The sequence below is a fragment of the Winogradskyella sp. SYSU M77433 genome, from assembly GCF_029911945.1.
GTDB lineage: Bacteria > Bacteroidota > Bacteroidia > Flavobacteriales > Flavobacteriaceae > Winogradskyella.
Window position 1 is genome coordinate 31,486 of sequence record NZ_JARYTG010000005.1, and the last position, 21,251, is coordinate 52,736.

A 21,251-nucleotide genomic window follows, 5' to 3' on the forward strand; every position below is an offset into this window, starting at 1 on the left:
GTATTATAAGTTTTTTAGAGCTTCTTTAATAATCTCCTCTACTTGGGCGTCTGGTTGGGCTTTTAAAATTCTATCAACAACTTTTTCAGATTGTTTTTTGTTAAATCCTAAAACATCTAAAGCAGATAACGCCTCATCTTTGTGAGTATTGTTCGGTATTAAAGAAAGTTCATCTATACCATAAACTTTTAACACTTTATCCTTAAGGTCTATAATAACACGTTGAGCTGTTTTAGCTCCAATACCTTTTACACTTTGTATTAAAGCTACATCACCACCTGCAATACCTTCTTTAACTTGTTCTGGTGTTAATGAGGACAACATTGTCCGCGCTGTATTTGCACCTATACCACTTACGGAAATCAATAATTTAAAGATTTCTCGTTCAGTTTTTGATGCAAAACCATAAAGCGTATGCGAGTCTTCCCTAACTTGTAAATAGGTGTATATTTTTAAATTTTCCTGATCTGGAATCTGTGAAAAAGTATGAAGTGAAATATTGACAAAATACCCTACACCATTGCAATCTATAACAATATCTGTAGGATTTTTTTCAACGAGTTTTCCCTCTAAGTGCGTAATCATTTATTACCTAAGGTTAAAAGCCCAAATGTAATAAAATTATTTACATTACAATAAACTAGACAAAACCTAAAAACACTTTACTTCAGCTGTCTTTTTTCGCGTTCTTGAGCATCTATAACTGAAATAGCTGCCATGTTTACAATTTCGTCTACACTAGCACCTAGCTGTAAGACATGTACAGGCTTTTTCATTCCCATTAGAATTGGCCCAATAGATTCCGCTTTGTTAAGTTCTTTCAGCAACTTGTAAGTTATGTTTGCAGCATCTAGATTTGGAAAAACTAAAGTATTTACCTTTCTACCTGCTAATCTTGAAAACGGAAATATATCCTGAAGTAATTTTGAATTCAATGCAAAATCGGTTTGCAATTCGCCATCGACTATCATTTCTGGATAAGCTTTATGCAAATATTCTACTGCTTCCCTAACTTTATCAGCTCTAGGATTCTTTGATGACCCAAAGTTAGAATATGAAATCATTGCCGTAACTGGCTCTATACCGAACATTTTAGTGATTTTTGAAGTCATACGAGCAATACGCGCCAAATCCTTAGCTGAAGGATCTATGTTTATAGAGGTATCACTAAGAAACATAGGACCTCTTTCTGTCATCATTACATTAGTAGCCGCAACTTTAGAGACTCCATCATCTTTTCCAATTAATTCTAACATCGGAGTTACTACTGATGGATAATTACGAGAATATCCTGTTACTAAAGCATCTGCATCACCTACATTCACCATCATTGCCGCGAAGTAATTACGTTCTCGCATTTTCTTTTGTGCAGAATATAATGTTACTCCTTGGCGCTTACGCTTTTTCCAATAGGCTTCAGCATATCGGTTCTTTCGATCCGTTTCTTCATCAGATTTTGGATCTATAATAGGAACGTCTGCATCGAATTCAATCTCGGACATTAAGTCTACTATAACTTCGCGTCGCCCTAATAAGATGGGATGAGCAACACCTTCATCATATACAATTTGAGCTGCTTTTAATACATCAAGTTGATCTGCTTCCGCAAAAACTACACGTTTTGGGTTTGTTCTTGCTCTACCTAACAATTGGCGAACGAGTTTATTATCCGAACCTAAACGTTCTAACAAAGCATTTTTATAACGATCCCAATCCTCAATAGGTTCTTTCGCTACTCCGCTTTCCATAGCCGCTTTTGCCACTGCTGGTGGAACCTCTGCAATTAATCGTGGATCGAATGGCTTTGGAATGATGTAATCTCTACCGAAAGCAAGTCGCGTTTCATTATAAGCTAAATTCACTTGTTCTGGTACAGGTTCTTTAGCTAATTCAGATAGTGCTACAACCGCTGCCATCTTCATTTCTTCATTTATTTTAGTTGCTCTAACATCTAAAGCACCTCTAAAAATAAAAGGGAAACCAAGTACATTATTTACTTGGTTAGGATGATCACTTCGGCCAGTCGCCATAATGATATCTTCTCTAGTATCAATTGCTAAATCGTAATCTATCTCTGGATTTGGATTCGCCATAGCAAATACAATAGGATTTGCAGACATCGACAAAAGCATTTCTGGAGATACCACGTCTGCCATTGACAAACCAATAAATACGTCAGAATCTTTCATTGCTTCTTCGAGAGTATCAATTTTACGATCTGTAGCAAATTCGGCCTTTTGAGAAGTAAGATTATCTCTATCCTTTCTTATGACTCCTTTGCTATCTAGCATCACAATATTTTCACTCTTAGCTCCAAATGCTTGATAAAGGCGTGTACAAGATATTGCAGCTGCACCAGCACCACTAACTACAATTTTCACATCTTCAATCTTTTTTTCTGCAAGTTCTAAAGCATTTAATAATGCTGCTGCAGATATGATTGCAGTGCCATGCTGGTCGTCGTGCATTACAGGAATATCTAATTCTTCCTTTAAACGACGTTCTATTTCAAAAGCTTCTGGAGCTTTTATATCTTCAAGATTAATACCACCAAAAGTTGGTGCAATGTTTTTGACTGTTTCTATAAATTCATCAACATTTTCTGTATTCACCTCAATATCAAAAACATCAATATCCGCAAATATTTTGAAAAGCAAACCCTTACCTTCCATCACTGGTTTTGAAGCTTCAGGACCAATATTACCCAATCCTAAAACTGCCGTACCGTTTGAGATTACAGCAACTAAATTTCCTTTTGCCGTGTATTTGTATACATTGTCTACATCTTTATCTATCTCTAAACATGGTTCGGCAACACCTGGCGAATATGCCAAAGATAAATCACGCTGTGAAGCGTATTTCTTTGATGGCACCACTTTAATCTTTCCTGGTGTTGGTTTTGCATGATATACAAGGGCTTCTCTTCTCTTACTTTGTTTGCTCATAATCTCAAAATGATTAAGCTACAAATATACGTAAATGCTTACTTGCCTTAAAGTGGAAAAGTCCTCTATTTTTTGTTTATTTATAAAATCAATCAAACTTTAATTTCCTCAATGAGAAACCTTTTCTTTCTATTCGTCTTTAGCTTTTTTCTGAATTCCCATTCGCAAAACCAAAAAAGGTTTCAACTCTTAGACGCTGAAAACGAAAAACCTGTAGCATTTGCTAATGTGTTGTTTAATAATTTGAATCAAAAAGGGACAACTTCAGATATAGATGGTATATTTTATATTCCTAATAATGTTCAAAATATCACTATAAGTTATGTTGGGTTTGAAACTCAAATTTTGAATGTGAATGACATAACGAGCTCAAAAATACTTTTAAAATTAGAAGTTAGCGCTTTAGATGAAGTAGTTTTGGATGGTGAAAATCCTGCTCATAGAATTATAAAACTTGCCGCTCAAAACAAAGATTTCAACAATCCAAACACCTTAGAATCTTACTCTTATAATTCCTATGATAAAATCATTTTTACTTCAAAAAGTACTACTGAAGAAAAAGATTCTATGATGATTGCTGCCGAAAAAATAATGAAAGGCTCTTACTTTTTCATAACCGAAACCATTGCTAAACACAAATATTTAAAGCCAAGATTATTTCAGGATAGTATTATAGCTACAAAGACTTCGGGTTTTAAACAACCTAATTTTGCATTATTAGCTAGCGGTTTTCAACCTTTTTCATTTTATGATGAACACATAGAACTTTTTGAAACTAATTACCTCAATCCAATTTCTAAAGGAAGCACTAGGAAATATAAATTCCGCTTGAAAGAAGAAATTATCAAAGATAATGACACACTTTTCATTATTTCTTTTGAACCAAAAGCTAATCGAAACTTTGAAGCCTTAAAAGGTATTCTAACCATAAATTCTAACAAATATGCTGTACAAAGTGTTGATGCAGAAACTGTAAACTCAGGAAAAATAGCATTCAAAATTCAACAGAAATACAATTTAACTAAAGAAAACTATTGGTTCCCTGAGCAATTGAATTTTGAAATGGTGGTTGGAACTGGTCCTTTCAGTATGGCTTATGTTGGTAAAAGTTATATTTCGGACATTGATCTTTCTACTCCTTTAACTTCCAAGGATTTTTCGCTTACAACAAATATTTTTTCTAAAGAATTGGCTCAAAAAGATGATGGTTTTTGGAACGAGTTCAGAAGAGACACCTTAGATTATAGAGAAAAGAGAACTTATGTTTTTATTGATAGTATTGGTGAGCTAATAAAAATGGATAAAGTGTTTAGTTATATTCCAAAATTATCTGAAGGTAGAATTCCTCTGAAGTATGTAGATATTGATTTGAATCAACTTTATAAGTACAACAAATATGAAGGTAGCAGATTAGGATTAGGACTTTATACAAATGAAGACATTTCGAAAACGGTATCTGTTGGAGGTTATGGAGCGTATGGTTTTAAAGATCATACTTGGAAATATGGCGGTGAAGTTTTATTCGATTTTTCTAAAGAAAAAGACTTTACCATTAGTTTGAAATACAAAAACGATGTTGTAGAAACTGGAGATTTCACAGGAAACCGTATAAATAACATTCTCAATCAGCGTACTTGGCTTGCTAGTCAAATGGATGCGGTGGAATCCTACAGTATTACTACCAACATGAAGCTATTTAGAAATGTAGATTGGTCTTTGGGTTTCAATAATTCTAAAGTTTCACCTCGATATGCGTACTTATTTAATAATAATGGAGCTTCGGTTTTCAATTATACCAATTCTGAATTTCAATTTGGTTTGAGTTATCACTCTAGTGAAAAAATAACGAATATGTTTGGACTTAAAATTAGAGAGATTAGTGATAAACCCATCATTAATTTCCTATATGCAAAAGGCCTGAACGATGTGTTTGATGGCGAATTTAACTATAACAAATTTAGGCTGACTTTAGACCACAGCTTCGTAACCAAAGGTCTTGGTAAAACAACGTATAGATTAGATTTAGGTTACATTGATAAATCTATTCCTTACGGATTATTGTTTACTGGTGAAGGAAGCTATGATAAGGATATTCCTTTTGTAGTTAGAAATTATTTTCAAACTGCTACACCATACGAATTCTTATCTAACAAATATGCTAGTCTTTTTACAACCCATAATTTTGGAAGGTTATTTAACAATAAAGGCTTTTTTCAACCTGACGTTTTACTGCATAATAACTTAGGTATAGGAAGTTTGTCTGATAGTGACAACCATCAAATAATTGATTTTTCAACCAAAGAAGAATTGTTTTTAGAATCTGGCTTAGAGTTACAAAACATATTAAAACTTCCTTTTATGGATATTGGTTATTTTGGAATTGGTGTTGGTGGTTTTTACCGCTATGGTTATCATCATCTTGAAAACTCAAAAGATAATTTTGTTTTCAAGTATTCATTTGGATTTACGTTTAAGTAAAATTAGTCTTTCAAGAAGTTAATGTTTCGTTTTAGACCTGAAAACTTTGTGCGTTTTACTGCGGACTTTTTAAACACCTTTCTAAACGTATCTTCTGTGATCTCTTCCCAATCTTTTTTGGTCATTGATAATAATTCAGGATGTGGGTTGAATAAAGGTTCGCTATGAGATTTAGAAAACCGATTCCAAGGACACACATCTTGGCAAACATCGCAACCAAACATCCAATCGTCTAGTTTACCTTTAAAATCTGATGGAATATTATCCTTCAATTCAATGGTGAAATAAGATATGCATTTACTACCATCTACAACATAAGGTTCTGTAATGGCTTCTGTTGGGCACGCATCTATACAAGCAGTACATGTACCACAATGATCGGTTACAGGTGTATCGTAGTCTAGTTCTAAATCTATAATGAGCTCTGCGATAAAATAGAAAGAACCTACTTTTTGGGTTAATAAATTGGAATGCTTTCCAATCCACCCCAAACCAGATTTTGCAGCCCAAGCTTTATCTAAAACTGGAGCAGAATCCACAAAAGCACGTCCATCTACATCACCGATTTCTTCTCGCATGAAGTTTAACAGCGTTTTCAGCTTGTTTTTGATTACAAAATGATAATCTGCTCCGTAAGCATACTTAGACAACTTATAACTTTTATCTATTTGTTCTTCAGCAGGAAAATAATTCAATAACAAGGATACGACGCTTTTAGAGCCTTCAACTAGTTTTGTTGGGTCTAAACGCATATCAAAATGGTTTTCCATATAACGCATTTCCCCATGCATATTCTTATTAAGCCATGCTTCTAGTCTTGGTGCTTCTTCTTCCAAAAATCCTGCTTTGCTTATACCACAAGACAAAAAGCCGAGACGTTTAGCTTCGGCTTTTATTAGTTGCGTGTATTTTGATTTTGAATTAATCACCTTTTTTGGAATCTTAAAAAAGCATTTTTTGGTTTAAGCGTTATAAGTGGTGTAATGTCGATAGTTGTAAATTCTGGCGAAATTCTATACTTGGATACAATTTCATTAATTGCCATGATCATCTCAAACATAGCAAAATTATTGCCTATGCACTTTCTAGGTCCTGCGCCAAAAGGAAAATAATGAGATGAATATTTTCTACCTCCTTCAGCAAATCGTTCTGGTAAAAAGACTTCTGGATTTTCCCACAATTCTGGATGTCTATGTATTTCAAAAATTGAAAATAATAGATTTGTATTGGGTTTAAAGGTGTAACCTTCAAATTGGTCTTCCTCAATATTTACTCTATCTATAAAATATACTGGCGGATACAAACGCATACTTTCCTCTAAAACCTGCTGGCAAATTTTAGAGTTCATAATTACAGCCATGGCATCATCATTATCGCTATTTGCTACAATTTCTGAATGGATTTTGTCTTGCCATTCTGGATGCAAAGCTAAAAGTTGTAAGGTGAAAGTCAACGTATTTGAAGTTGTTTCATGTCCTGCCGTAAACATGATTAAGATTTCATCTATCAATTGTTTTTCTTCCATTGGAGAGCCATCTTCATATCTTGCAGACAACAGCATATCTAACAAATCATCATAATTAGATGCTGATGCTTTACGCTCGTTGACAATTCTTCTTAAAATACTCCTGGCTTCCTCTGATAAATATAAATGTTTTTGTAGCGTGCCACTACTTTTGAACCACCAACCTAAATACGGTTGTCTTAATTCTTTCACCAACATACGTTGGGCAGCTTCTGTAATGTATTGAAGTCTATTAATTTCTTCTTCATTAGCTGCACTACTGAATAATGATTTCACTACGGTTTGAAACGCCAAATCATTAAAAATGGGAAAAATGTCTATGACTTTATCCGTTTCAATCTTATTGTATTCTGAAACAATAGCCTTTTGTATAGTATCAAGTAACTTTGTTAGCTGTTTTTTGTGAAACGCTGGTTGAATTAATTTTCGTTGCTTTCTCCAATGTTCTCCTTCTGAAGTTAATAATCCCTGACCAACATATTTAGCCAAATCTTTAGTCTGTATCTTTGACTTGGTATAATTTCTTTGATTTTTTTGAAGTACATATTCTGCCAAAATAGCATTTCTAGAAAAATGAATGTACCTATTAAAACCAATATTTAATCGGAAAATATCACCGTATTTTTCAAAATTCCTGTGGTGAAAGGGTAATGGGTTTTTAAGAATTTTAAAGGAATGTTTGACAAATTGAAGCAAAGAAACTTCTGGTATGCTTGTTTGTTGCTTCATATTTTTGTCTACCATTAAAATAAGCCTCCTTGTGTTGGTCCTTTAATTTTACCCAAATGTTTATAGGCTTGCTCTGTAACTTCACGACCACGAGGTGTTCTCATAATAAAGCCTTGTTGAATTAGAAACGGCTCATAAACTTCCTCAATGGTTTCTGCACTTTCACTAACTGCTGTAGCTAAAGTTGTGATACCAACTGGACCACCTTTGAACTTTTCGATTATGGTTGAAAGTATTTTATTGTCCATTTCGTCTAGTCCGTGTGCATCAACATTTAAGGCTTCTAAAGCGAATTTAGCAATGGCAATATCAATTTTCCCGTTACCTTTTATTTGTGCAAAATCCCTAACACGTCTCAATAAAGCGTTTGCAATTCTTGGTGTCCCACGACTACGACCTGCAATTTCTATAGCAGCTTCCATAGATATTGGAACGTTGAGAATTGATGCGCTTCTTTGAACTATAGAGGTTAATAAGTCGGTCTTATAATATTCAAGACGACTACTAATTCCAAAACGCGCACGCATTGGTGCTGTAAGTAATCCTGATCGTGTTGTAGCACCTACTAATGTAAAAGGATTTAAATTGATTTGGACAGTCCTAGCATTAGGACCAGACTCTATCATAATATCAATTTTATAATCCTCCATAGCTGAATAAAGATACTCCTCTACAATTGGACTCAAACGATGGATTTCATCTATAAAAAGTACGTCTCTATCATCGAGATTAGTAAGTAATCCTGCAAGATCACCTGGCTTATCTAAAACTGGTCCTGAAGTCACTTTAATACCTACATCAAGCTCATTGGCTAAAATATGCGCCAAGGTTGTTTTACCAAGTCCTGGAGGCCCATGAAATAAGGTATGATCTAAAGCTTCTTCTCTAAGATTTGCAGCTTGAACAAAAACTAAAAGATTTTCTAAAACCTGATCTTGACCTGTAAAGTCTTGAAACGATAATGGACGGAGCTTTTTCTCTACATCCATCTCTTCCGGAGAGTAGTTATCCTTATATGGGTTTAGGTTTTCGTTCATCTTAAAACAAAGATAAATAAAAAGCCTTTCTAAATTATTAGAAAGGCTCTCTTTAATATTATAACTATTTTTTAGTGCTGTAATTCTTCTTCACCATCATATAAAGGTACATTCTGAGGCACGAAGTCTTCATCATGTCCTGGTTTACTATAATCGTAAGCCCATCTGTGTACGTGAGGAATTTCACCCGGCCAGTTACCGTGAATATGCTCCACTGGTGTAGTCCATTCAAGTGTGTTAGATTTCCAAGGGTTTTGCTCAGCTTTTTTACCGTAGAACATGCTACTGATAAAGTTATATAAGAATACCAATTGGAAAACACCACCAACTAAAGCAAATATTGTAATTACAACATTAGTATCTGCTAAGTCATCAAATAGTGGGAAGTTTGAATTTGTATAATAACGTCTTGGTAAACCTGCCATCCCAATAAAGTGCATTGGGAAGAATACACCATAAGCACATATTGCAGTAACCCAAAAATGTAAGTATCCAAGGTTCTTATTCATCATACGACCAAACATTTTTGGATACCAGTGATAAATACCTGCAAACATTCCGTATAGCGCAGAAATACCCATTACTAAGTGGAAGTGAGCTACAACGAAATAAGTATCGTGTACGTTAATATCAAGAGCACTATCACCTAAGATAATACCTGTTAAACCACCAGTAATGAAAGTAGAAACCAAACCGATAGAAAACAGCATTGCTGGATTCATTTGAAGGTTACCTTTCCAAAGTGTTGTAATATAGTTAAAGGCTTTTACCGCAGAAGGTATTGCAATCAATAACGTTGTAAAGGTAAATACAGAACCTAAGAATGGATTCATACCTGAAACGAACATGTGGTGACCCCAAACAATCGTTGATAAGAACGCAATCGCTAAGATTGAAGCAATCATCGCTCTATATCCAAAAATTGGTTTACGAGAGTTGGTTGCTATAACTTCAGACGTAATACCTAATGCTGGTAATAACACGATATATACTTCAGGGTGACCTAAGAACCAGAATAAATGTTCAAATAATACTGGTGAACCACCTTGATAGTGTAAAACTTCACCTTGTAAAAATATATCTGACAAGAAAAATGATGTTCCAAAACTTCTATCCATTATCAGTAATAAAGCTGCTGATAATAAAACAGGGAATGAAATAACACCGATTATAGCTGTCACGAAGAACGTCCAGATAGTTAATGGCAATCTTGTCATTGACATCCCTTTAGTTCTTAAGTTCAATACCGTAACAACATAGTTAAGTGATCCTAAAAGTGATGAAGCAATAAATATTGCCATGGACACTAACCATAATGTCATACCCATACCAGAACCTGGTTGAGCCATTGGTAAAGCACTTAATGGAGGATATATTGTCCATCCAGCAGCAGCTGGTCCTGCTTGTACAAATAATGAGATAATCATTATTACACTTGATAAGAAAAATAACCAATAGGAAACCATGTTTAAGAATCCTGAAGCCATATCTCTTGCTCCAATTTGTAATGGAATTAACAAGTTACTGAATGTTCCACTCAAACCTTGTGTTAATACAAAGAATACCATTAAAGTACCGTGTATTGTAACCAATGCTAAGTATATATCTGCATCCATAACACCATCTGGTGCCCATTTTCCAAGTAATGCTTCAAAAATTACATTAGATTTTTCAGGCCATGCGATTTGCATTCTGAATAAAAGTGACATACCAATACCGATGATACCCATGATTAAACCAGTAATCAGGTATTGCTTAGAAATCATCTTATGATCTTGACTAAAAATATATTTAGTCACAAAAGTTTCTTTATGGTGATGTACGTCGTGATCGTCGTGACCGTGTGTATCTACTGTTGCTGACATAATCTCTTTATCTATTTCTTAAAATGATTTGTAATTAATTTAATGAGTTAGCAAATGTTTTTTGCTCTTTCATCCAAGCATCAAACTCTTCTTGTGTTTCTACAATAATCTTCATCTGCATATTGTAGTGTGATTTACCACAAATTTTATTACATAATAATAGGTAATCAAACTCGTAAGCTAAATCCTGACCACGTTCTTCAATCTCTGCTTGATTTGCTATTCTTAACTCGTTAATGTTTTTTACTTTATCCTGAATATCTGGATTCTGACGCATCTCTGCAGTAGTTACCGTTGGAGTAAAGCCAAATTGAGTTACCATACCAGGAACACAGTTCATTTGAGCTCTAAAGTGAGGCATGTAAGCCGAGTGTAATACATCTTGAGATCTCATTTTGAATAAAACAGGCTTACCAACTGGTAAGTGTAATTCAGTTACAATAACATCATCTTGTGCATTTGGGTCGTCTTCATCAACACCAAGTATGTTGGCTCTATCTAAGTCAATTAATCTAACATTTGCTTGACCTAATACGTTGTCTTCACCACTATATCTAGCTTTCCAGTTAAATTGTTGTGCATAAAGTTCAACTACCATAGGATCTTCATCTTCGTCGATATTCATAATATCATTCCAAGTGAATAATCCATAGATGATTAAACCAGCTAAGGTTATTACTGGTATAACCGTCCAGATAAACTCTAGTGTATTGTTATCAGCATAGAATAATGCTTTTCTTCCTTTTTCGCCTTTGTATTTAAAAGCGAAATAGTGTAGTAAGAATTGGGTGATAGTTTGAACAATGAATATAATAACTAATGAAATAATCATTAAGTTATCAATATTAGATCCATGCTCTGATGCAGCATTAGATAATAAAGGTAAGTCACCTATATACCAAAAACAGATTATAGTAATGGCATAGATAAACACCAAGAATCCCATCATTAAATACCCATTAACTCTGTTGTCTTTATCATCTGCAACTTGTGAGTTAGATGAACCAACTTGAGCTAAATCGAAAATCTTAACCATTTGCCATATGGCAATAGCTACAAAGAGTACAATTATAATTGTTAATAAAGCAGTCATTATCGTTTCTGTTCTTATTTAAAAATTAATAATGGAAGTGTTCACTTTCCTTAATAAATGGGTTTCCTTTTGCTAACAGTGGATACTTGCCTAAAGCTGTGAATACAACAAACAAGAATATACCTGCAAATAATAATATTGATCCTATCTCTGGAATTCCTATAAACCATCTGTCACCAACCGTTGCTGGCATAATCATATTAAAGATATCTAAATAGTGTCCACAAAGAATTACGATACCTGCCATAACAACAAACCATGGAATACGTTTGTAATCACTATTCATTAATAACAATAATGGGAAAATGAAATTCATAGCTACCATACCAAAGAATGGTAATTTATAATCTTCAATACGTGTTACGAAGTAAGTTACTTCTTCTGGTATGTTAGAGTACCATATTAACATGAATTGAGAGAACCATAGATACGTCCAGAAAATACTGATACCAAACATGAATTTAGCTAAATCATGAATGTGGCTATCATTTACAAATTCTAAAAGACCTTTTGATTTAAGATAGATAGTGATTAAAGCAATTACTGTGATACCACTCACGAACATACTTGCGAAAACGTACCATCCAAATAATGTACTAAACCAGTGAGGATCTACACTCATAATCCAGTCCCAAGACATCATAGATTCTGTATAGATATAGAATACTAAGAATGCTGCAGATATTCTGAAGTTCTTTTTAAAGTTTCTGTTATCGTTAGCATTATCCTGTGCTACTGAAAACTTACGAGAGAAGATTCTGTATGTAGACCAACCAGCTAAAAAGATGATGCCTCTAATAAAGAATCCAAATTTATTTAACCAGCCTGCTTTTCCTTGAATTAAAGCATCATGAGCAACAACATCTTGATCCATCCAAATAAAGATATGATCTCCTGCTACGAAAGCTACTAATAGCACTAAAATACCACCAGGCAATACATAAGCTGTAATTCCTTCCATCACTCTAAACAGTACTGGAGACCAACCTGCCTGAGCTGCATATTGAATACCATAAAATGCTAACACACCTAAAGCAATCATAAAGAAAAAGAATGCTGCAACATAGAGTGCTGCATAAGGTCTATTATGAATTTGGTGTAAAGCATGCTCTTCATGAGACATTTCATGACCTTCTTCAGCATGAGCCTCATCCCCATGTACATCTTCACCATGAGTCATTTCAGCATGAGTATCATGCATTGCTTCTGCTTCTGAATGTACATCTGTAGCATGAGCATCACCATGACCTCCATGATGAGATTCATCAGCTAGACGTTCAGCAATATTTTCTTCGGTATAGCTTTTAGAATCATAAAAACCATATGCTATACCTAGTAATCCTAAGACTACCATAATGATAGCAGCTAATTTTAATCGACTTGAAATTTGATATTCCATTTATAAAATCTTTATCTAAATCTTATTTATTTAAATCTGCTTTTAGTTTTTCAACATAAGCAACTACTTGCCAACGTTCTTCTTCGTTCAATTGGTTAGCATAAGAACCCATTGTGTTTTTACCATAGTAAATAACATGGTAAATACTTCCTTCGGTAATTGCTCTACCAGCATCATTGTAAGCTGGTACACCTAATATTTTTTCACGTTGTACTAACTTTCCTTTACCATCACCTTTTGTACCGTGACAAATACCACAATAGATAGTGTAAAGAGGACCACCAACAGTATAATCTACTCTTGGTACATTAGGATCTACTTCAACAGAATCTACCATATTTAATGGAATAGCTGGTGCTAAAGGATTCTTTAGTGTAGTTTTTGCTAATTCGTAACCTTCGTTAGTGTTATCTATTTCGTAAGGCATAAAATCACCTCTAGGAATAGAACCTAAAGCAGGTAATTGACCTTCTTTACCATTATTGAATGCATCCGATTCTTGGTAAGTTTCATAACCAACAGACTGATACATGTTTGGCATGTATTGGTAGTTTGGTCTCGAATTCTTTTGGCAAGACACTATACTTACCAACATTACTAGTACTACGATATATTTTAAGGATGTCTTCATATTAATGTGCATCTTCGTCTTTATCAATAATATTAATTTCAACAGCACCTGTTTCTTTTAATAAATCAGTCAATTCGTTTTCGTTATCATGAATTGCTATTTCCATTAAGAAATGGTCATCAGTTGTTCTTGGATCTGGGTTTTCAGCTTTCTTAAATGGCCACATTCTACTTCTTAAATAAAACGTTATTACCATTAAATGCGCTGCGAAAAATACCGTTAACTCAAACATGATAGGTACAAATGCTGGCATGTTTTCTAAATAACTAAAGCTTGGTTTACCACCTATATCTTGTGGCCAATCTTTAATCATTATAAAGTTCATCATTGTTATAGCTACAGATAAACCTACACATCCATATAAAAATGCTGTAATTGCTAAACGTGTTGGCGCTAGACCCATTGCCTTGTCTAGTCCGTGAACTGGAAATGGTGTGTATATTTCTTCGATGTGATGCTTTTCTGCCTTAACCTTTTTAACAGCTGACATTAATACGTCATCATCAGTATAAATAGCATGAATTACTTTTGAAGCTTCCATAGACTATATTAGTTGTTTAATAAATTTTTAGCTTGTCCAGACCAATCATCACGCTCTGCTCTTCCTGGGAAAGAACCAGTGATTTCATCTAACAAGTCGTATTCTCTTTTTGTCATTTTGCTCACCTGAGCATAAGTATAAATTCCTAGGTTATTAAGTGCTTCTTCCATTTTTGGACCTATACCATTAATAACTTTTAAATCATCCGCAGTCTGAACAGATGGATCGAATCTTCCTATGCCTTCTAGTAAATTACTTAGTTTCTCAGCATCATCTTGAGTAGGCTTAGAAGCTGTAGTTTCTTCTGGTAATTTAAAGTTTGATGTTCTTTCATCTGCTCCAGTACCTACTAAACTCTCACCACTCTCTCTGATTCTCTTGTAACGCTCACCTGAAGACTTTAATATTGTTTTTACCTCGGCTTGTGCAATTACTGGGAATGTTCTAGAATATAATAAGAATAATACAAAGAAGAATCCTATTGTTCCGATGAAAATTCCAATATCAACAAACGTTGGAGAGAACATTGTCCAAGATGATGGTAAGTAATCTCTGTGTAATGATGTAACGATGATAACGAAACGCTCAAACCACATACCTATGTTTACCACAATAGATATAAAGAACGAGAACATAATACTTGTTCTAAGTTTCTTGAACCACATAAACTGTGGAGAGAACACGTTACAAGTCATCATTGCCCAATATGCCCACCAGTAAGGACCGGTTGCTCTGTTTAAGAATGCATATTGTTCGTACTCTACACCAGAGTACCAAGCAATAAATAACTCAGTGATATAAGCCACACCTACGATTGAACCTGTAATCATGATTACAATGTTCATTAACTCGATGTGTTGTACTGTAATATAATCTTCAAGGTTACATACTTTTCTCATAATAATAAGAAGCGTATTTACCATAGCGAATCCTGAGAAAATCGCACCTGCAACGAAGTAAGGTGGAAAAATCGTAGTATGCCAACCTGGAATTACTGATGTTGCGAAGTCAAACGATACAATAGTATGTACAGAAAGTACAAGTGGTGTTGCTAAACCTGCAAGTACCAATGATACCTCCTCAAAACGTTGCCAATCTTTTGCTCTACCAGACCAACCAAAGCTTATTAAAGAATAAATTTTCTTTTGGAAAGGTCTAATAGCTCTATCTCTAAGCATTGCAAAATCTGGTAATAAACCTGTCCACCAGAATACTAATGATACAGATAAATAAGTTGAAATCGCGAATACGTCCCAAAGTAATGGTGAGTTAAAGTTAACCCATAACGAACCAAATTGGTTAGGAATTGGTAATACCCAGTAAGCTAACCATGGACGACCCATGTGAATAATTGGGAATAAACCTGCCTGAACAACAGAGAATATTGTCATAGCTTCTGCAGAACGGTTAATTGCCATTCTCCATTTTTGACGGAATAATAAAAGTACTGCCGAAATCAGCGTTCCTGCGTGACCAATACCAACCCACCAAACGAAGTTAGTAATATCCCAAGCCCAGTTTACAGTCTTGTTAAGACCCCAAACTCCAATACCTGTTGATACGGTATAAATAATACAACCTATTCCCCAAAGGAATGCGACCAAAGATATACCGAAAACAATCCACCATGCTTTGTTGGCTTTGCCTTCTACTGGTCTTGCTACATCTACAGTAACATCGTGATACGATTTCTCGCCAGTAACTAAAGGTCTTCTAATAGGTGCTTCGTAATGAGACGCCATAATTATATACGTGTTTCTTTAATTTTTATTTATGCTTCTTTTGCTATGTTTCTCACCTTAGTTTGATAAACCACATTTGGTTTTACACCAACGTGCTCTAATAGGTGATATGCTCTTTTATCGTCTTTTAATTCTGCTATTTTGCTCTCCTTGTCGTTTACATCACCAAAAATCATAGCTCCATTACCACAAGCCGCAGAACAAGCTGTTTGGAATTCACCATCTTTAACTGGTCTTCCTTCACGCTTAGCATCTAAAATAGTTTTCTGAGTCTTTTGGATACAGAAAGAACATTTTTCCATCACACCACGAGAACGTACAGTAACGTCTGGGTTTAATACCATTCTTCCTAAGTCATCGTTCATATAGTAATCAAACTCATCATTTTGAGCATATAAGAACCAGTTAAAACGACGCACTTTGTAAGGACAGTTGTTAGCACAGTAACGTGTACCAACACATCTGTTGTAAGCCATATGGTTTTGACCTTGACGACCGTGAGACGTTGCCGCTACAGGACAAACTGTTTCACAAGGCGCGTGGTTACAGTGCTGACACATTACAGGTTGGAAAGCTACTTGAGGATTATCTGCTGGATGTTCCATCTCACCAAACTCACTCAATGAACTACCTAAACCAGAAATATTGTCTTTCTTTTCGTTATCACCTTCAAAAGACTCTTCTGAAGAATAATATCTATCGATACGCAACCAGTGCATATCTCTACTACGTCTCATTTCAGACTTACCAACTACTGGTACATTATTTTCTGCGTGACATGCAATAACACATGCACCACAACCTGTACAAGCATTTAAATCTATTGATAAGTTGAAATGGTGACCAACTGAACGATCAAACTCATCCCATAAATCAACATCTGGAGATGTTACTGGAGTTTCAACATGATTTAAAGAAACTTCAGGAACGGCATTCCAATAATGTTTATCTTTTGTATTGAATACCTCTAAAGTCGTTTCTTTGATGATATCACCACGACCCATTAAGGTATTATGTAATTGCACACAAGCAAACTCATGCTCTCCAGCAGCCTTGCTTATGCTTACTTCTTGTACATTATTAAAGTTTTGGTATAATGGGTAGGCATTTACACCTGTCTTCATTTCATCTTTAAGACCTTTTCCATCTCTACCGTAACCTAATGATAATCCTACAGAACCTTTTGCTTGTCCTGGTTGAATGATAACTGGCACTTTAGAAACTGTAACACCATTTACAGTTACATCAGCATAGCTACCGTTTAATCCACCATTAGCTACATTCCAGTTTTCTAGACCTAATCCTTTAGCGTCAGCTTTAGATACTGTAACGTAGTTATCCCAAGTAGTTCTTGTAATAGGATCTGGAAACTCTTGTAACCAAGGGTTATTTGCTTGTTGACCATCACCCATACCTGTTTTAGTATAAAGTGATAATTCCATAGCATTTGATGAAGTAGAGCTAGCTAATGCTCTAGCGGCAGCACCACCAGATAATGTTGCAGAAGCCTCATCACCAGTATTTACTGTTGTAGTTGTTGTTGTAGTTTCGTACTCATCTTTATCTTCTTCTTTAATACCAACACCTACAGCTACATCATGAATAATTCCACCTACAAAAGTTCTATCCTTTTTATCTTTTAATGTTGTCTCTGTACTTTCTATAGTAGCTGATCCATTTACTGAACCACCTGCTACAAAAATACCATCTTGAACTGCCTTGTTGAAAGATGCTCCTCCAAGGACACTGCTAGTCCAATATGTTTTTATATAATCTCTATAAGTTCCTGTGTTTCCTGTCCAAGCCATTAACACTTCTTGAAACTGTTTTGTATCAAACAAAGGACGGATTGTTGGTTGCATCATTGAAAAATGACCAGACTTCAGCTCAAAATCTCCCCAAGACTCTAAGTAGTGTGGAGCAGCAGCGATATAATCACATTTTGTTGATGTCTCATCTTCTTTCATAGAAAATGCAACAGATAAATCCGTTTTATCAAGACCTTCTGCAAAATCAACAGCATTTGGTAATGTATACATTGGGTTAACACCGTTCATAATAACAGCACCAACTTTACCAGCTTTCATATCAGCAACAAGTTGTGTTACTGCTTTATCGCTACCTTGTCTTGTTTTAACCGTAGTCTTAGGATCAAAAGCCTTACTATTTAAGTACTCATTGATTTCTAATGCCACAGTTTGAGCATTTACATCTTGAATACCAGTAACAACTACTGCGTTACTTCCAGCTTTTGAAATTTCGCTTGCAGCAGACTGAACTGCTTTTGCAACGTTTTCAGGTAAATCTACTGAAACAGCACCACCAACAACTAAGCTATATAATTTAGCTAAAGCTAATTTTTGTTGACTTGGTGTTAAAGGCACACGTTTATCTGCATTAGCACCTGATAGTGTCATGTTAGACTCAAACTGAATGTGTCTAGACATTTTACCATTCTCAGGAATACGGTTTTTAGCATAAGCAGACTCAAATCCTCCACCTTGCCAATCACCAATAAAATCAGCACCAACAGAAACAATAGTTTTAGCTTTAGAGAAATCGTAGTTTGCCATTCCTCTAGAACCATATTTAGCTTGATAAGCATCTAAAGTTGCTGATTCTGAAACTGCATCATAAGTTACATGACGCACATTGCCGAATTTTTGAGCAAACTCAGCAATTAATTTATTTGTAGATGGGCTAGGCATCGTTTGTGTTAAAAACACAATTGCCTTTCCATCACTTAATCCATTTAATTTAGAAGTCGTTTCAGACATGAAAGTTTCCCAAGAAATTTTGCTTCCGCCTTTCATTGGAGCTTTCACTCTTAGATTATCATACAACCCTAAAACCGAAGCATTAACTCTAGCGTTTGCCATACCATTAGTAGCAGCATCCGTATTGTTTTCGATTTTAATAGGTCTTCCTTCTCTTGTCTTTACTAAAACACTAGCAAAATCATATCCATCAGCAATAGTAGTAGCATAGTAGTTAGCAACACCAGGAATAATTTCCGTAGGCTGAACTACATAAGGAATAGATTTAACAACTGGCCCTTCACAGGCAGCTAATGAAGCTGCAGCTGTACTAAAACCAACGTACTTTAAGAAATCACGACGCGTTGTAGATGAAGACTCTAGAGATTCTTTGTCTCCTAAAAATTCATCTGTTGGAATTTCTTCCACAAATTCGTTTTGTCTAAGCGTCTCAACAATAGAGCTATTTTCGTTTAGCTCTTCAACACTTTTCCAGTATTTCTTGTTTGATGACATATAATTCTGAATTACTTCTTAATTTTTATTAATAATGACACTTACCACACTCAAGTCCACCCATCTGTGCCGCGGTTAACTGATCTACACCATACTTTTTAGATAATTCTTCATGAATCTTAGTATAGTATTCGTTATCCTGTACTTTTACATTTGTCTCTCTGTGACAGTTAATACACCAACCCATTGTTAATGGAGCGTGTTGAGACATAATTTCCATTTCTTCCACTGGACCGTGACAAGTCTGACACTCTATACCTGCAACAGAAACGTGCTGAGAGTGATTGAAATATGCAAAATCCGGAAGATTATGAATTCTTATCCATTTTACTGGTTTAGAATCACCTGTATAACCAGTACCATCCCAACCTACTGCATCATATAATTTCTGAATTTCAGCATTGTAATCTACACCATAATCTTTTCCTTCCGCCAAAGTTTCTGGCGCAACTTCTGAAATAGATTTATGACAGTTCATACATACATTTAATGATGGTATACCTGAAGTCTTACTAACACGTGCAGAAGAGTGACAGTACTTACAATCTATACCATTATCACCTGCATGTATTCTATGTGAGTAATGTATAGGTTGTACAGGTTCGTATCCTTGATCCACACCAACTTGCATAAAATATCCATATACAAAATACGCACTTGCCAATAGGAAAAATATCGCTGTTACCAATATTAAGAACTGATTTTCAACAAATGCTTTCCAAAGCGGTTTACGTTTTGTTTCTGCAACAACATCAATTCCTTTCGCTTCAGCAAAACGATTTAAAGTACGATTTACTAAAACCAACGCCATTGCCAATAAAGCAAACAACAATGCTAAAGCACCAAGAATTAAATCATTTGAAACACCACCATTACCTGTAGGCACTTGATCACAACCAGGACCACCTGGATTAGCAACACAAGGATCAACTGGATCCTGCTTCTCTTGAGCTGTGTAAGCTAATATATCCGAAATATCTTGATCGGATAACGTTGGAAAAGCCGTCATGGCTGTTTGGTTGTACTCGTTAAAAATCTTGTTTGCATAAGCATCACCAGATTTTATAACAGCAGCACTGTTACGAATCCAAGCATTAAGCCAAGCTCTATCCAAACCTTGCTCTTCACTAAGTCTTGTCTCAACATTACGTAGAGCAGGACCAGTCATTGGCTTATCTAATTTGTGACAAGCAGCACAATTGGTATTGAATAACGATTTTCCATTTGCTGGATCACCATCCTGAGCGTAAAGTGATGTTGAAAACGTAAGTAATAAAATAAAACCGAGATGAAGAATCTTAGAGGTTAAATTACGGTAGATCACCTGTTTCATATTGTTAGTTGAATTATCTTCTAAACTTTGGTACGATTTTTTCATTCTTTTTGAGAACAAAACATGTTTATAAAAACTCTTGCAAAAGTAACATTTAAAGTGGATTTTGGAAATCTAAGATATACGATAATAATCAATTTATATCGATTCTAAATAACATTTTAAAACCATTTTCGTTGAATACTATATCTTTGCATTAAACACTGAATTATGACATTTAAAGCCAAATATTTAAGCCTCATATTTTTAATGACCATTTTCTCTTTTGCGTTAAACGCTCAAGAAGGAACCGTTAAAATTTCTCAAGATAGTGACATTGATAAGCTATTAGAATACAAAAAAGACGTTAAGACTTCTGCTGAAATTTTTAAAATTCAGATTGATCAGAGCAACGATCCGGATAAAGCAGAAAGTATTAAAAGTGAATTTCTAGAAGCTTTTGACGAATGGCCTGTAGAAATTGTATGGAATACCCCAAACTACAAAATTTGGGTTGGTAATTTCGCCTCTAGATTAGAAGCTGACAGAGCTTGGGCAAAAATTAAAAAAGAATATATGAAAGCTATTATTCTTAAGCCTAAAACAGATAACTAAAAACGTGATTAACGATTAGTCTAAAATAAAAAAGCGACCAAAATTGGTCGCTTTTTTATTTTTATTG

General features: G+C 34.9%; 15 protein-coding genes. 2 read left to right on the forward strand and 13 right to left on the reverse strand.

Annotation, left to right across the window (positions count from 1 at the left end; all coding sequences use genetic code 11):
• Nucleotides 1–3: 3 nt before the first annotated feature.
• Together ruvA and QGM60_RS11085 are read right to left on the reverse strand one after the other, a co-directional pair.
• On the reverse strand, nucleotides 4–585 hold the full coding sequence (ruvA, locus tag QGM60_RS11080; protein ID WP_281140311.1) for a Holliday junction branch migration protein RuvA: 582 nt from the start codon (nucleotides 583–585) through the stop codon (nucleotides 4–6).
• A 77-nt stretch (nucleotides 586–662) separates the two neighbouring features.
• The gene (locus QGM60_RS11085) at nucleotides 663–2,945 is read right to left on the reverse strand and encodes an NADP-dependent malic enzyme (RefSeq protein ID WP_281140312.1); all 2,283 of its coding nucleotides are present in this window, start codon (nucleotides 2,943–2,945) and stop codon (nucleotides 663–665) included.
• Between the two features lie 111 nt (nucleotides 2,946–3,056).
• On the opposite strand from QGM60_RS11085, the gene QGM60_RS11090 reads away from it, so the two are divergent.
• Entirely contained in the window at nucleotides 3,057–5,423 is a 2,367-nt protein-coding gene (locus QGM60_RS11090) for a DUF5686 family protein (protein WP_281140313.1), read from the forward strand.
• A 2-nt stretch (nucleotides 5,424–5,425) separates the two neighbouring features.
• Here the strand turns inward: QGM60_RS11090 and queG are convergent, their stop codons facing one another.
• From queG to QGM60_RS11145, 11 genes are all read right to left on the reverse strand, one after another.
• A complete protein-coding gene (queG, locus tag QGM60_RS11095) occupies nucleotides 5,426–6,349 on the reverse strand; it encodes a tRNA epoxyqueuosine(34) reductase QueG (RefSeq protein WP_281140569.1) in 924 nt (307 codons plus the stop codon).
• A complete protein-coding gene (locus QGM60_RS11100; protein ID WP_281140314.1) occupies nucleotides 6,349–7,677 on the reverse strand; it encodes a cytochrome P450 in 1,329 nt (442 codons plus the stop codon). The genes queG and QGM60_RS11100 overlap by 1 nt, the downstream gene beginning before the upstream one ends.
• 14 nt (nucleotides 7,678–7,691) lie before the next feature.
• Nucleotides 7,692–8,714: a Holliday junction branch migration DNA helicase RuvB gene (gene ruvB / locus QGM60_RS11105; RefSeq protein ID WP_281140315.1), complete on the reverse strand. Its 1,023-nt coding sequence runs from the start codon at nucleotides 8,712–8,714 to the stop codon at nucleotides 7,692–7,694.
• A gap of 71 nt (nucleotides 8,715–8,785) precedes the next feature.
• Nucleotides 8,786–10,579, reverse strand: a complete 1,794-nt coding sequence (locus QGM60_RS11110) for a cbb3-type cytochrome c oxidase subunit I (RefSeq protein WP_281140316.1) — start codon at nucleotides 10,577–10,579, stop codon at nucleotides 8,786–8,788.
• A gap of 34 nt (nucleotides 10,580–10,613) precedes the next feature.
• Nucleotides 10,614–11,672 (reverse strand): cytochrome c oxidase subunit II, encoded by a 1,059-nt coding sequence (locus tag QGM60_RS11115; protein WP_281140317.1) that lies wholly within the window; start codon nucleotides 11,670–11,672, stop codon nucleotides 10,614–10,616.
• A gap of 25 nt (nucleotides 11,673–11,697) precedes the next feature.
• Nucleotides 11,698–13,071, reverse strand: coding sequence for a quinol:cytochrome C oxidoreductase (locus QGM60_RS11120; protein WP_281140318.1), 1,374 nt, complete (start codon nucleotides 13,069–13,071; stop codon nucleotides 11,698–11,700).
• A gap of 22 nt (nucleotides 13,072–13,093) precedes the next feature.
• On the reverse strand, nucleotides 13,094–13,702 hold the full coding sequence (locus tag QGM60_RS11125; RefSeq protein WP_281140319.1) for a cytochrome c: 609 nt from the start codon (nucleotides 13,700–13,702) through the stop codon (nucleotides 13,094–13,096).
• 1 nt (nucleotide 13,703) lies between these two features.
• Nucleotides 13,704–14,243, reverse strand: coding sequence for a DUF3341 domain-containing protein (locus QGM60_RS11130; RefSeq protein WP_281140320.1), 540 nt, complete (start codon nucleotides 14,241–14,243; stop codon nucleotides 13,704–13,706).
• 8 nt (nucleotides 14,244–14,251) lie between these two features.
• Nucleotides 14,252–15,985, reverse strand: a complete 1,734-nt coding sequence (nrfD, locus tag QGM60_RS11135) for an NrfD/PsrC family molybdoenzyme membrane anchor subunit (RefSeq protein WP_281140321.1) — start codon at nucleotides 15,983–15,985, stop codon at nucleotides 14,252–14,254.
• Between the two features lie 29 nt (nucleotides 15,986–16,014).
• Nucleotides 16,015–19,257 (reverse strand): TAT-variant-translocated molybdopterin oxidoreductase, encoded by a 3,243-nt coding sequence (locus QGM60_RS11140; RefSeq protein ID WP_281140322.1) that lies wholly within the window; start codon nucleotides 19,255–19,257, stop codon nucleotides 16,015–16,017.
• A 28-nt stretch (nucleotides 19,258–19,285) separates the two neighbouring features.
• On the reverse strand, nucleotides 19,286–20,590 hold the full coding sequence (locus QGM60_RS11145; RefSeq protein WP_281140570.1) for a c-type cytochrome: 1,305 nt from the start codon (nucleotides 20,588–20,590) through the stop codon (nucleotides 19,286–19,288).
• 210 nt (nucleotides 20,591–20,800) lie between these two features.
• Between QGM60_RS11145 and QGM60_RS11150 the strand changes: the two genes are divergently transcribed.
• Nucleotides 20,801–21,184, forward strand: a complete 384-nt coding sequence (locus QGM60_RS11150) for an SPOR domain-containing protein (protein ID WP_281140323.1) — start codon at nucleotides 20,801–20,803, stop codon at nucleotides 21,182–21,184.
• Nucleotides 21,185–21,251 lie beyond the last annotated feature (67 nt).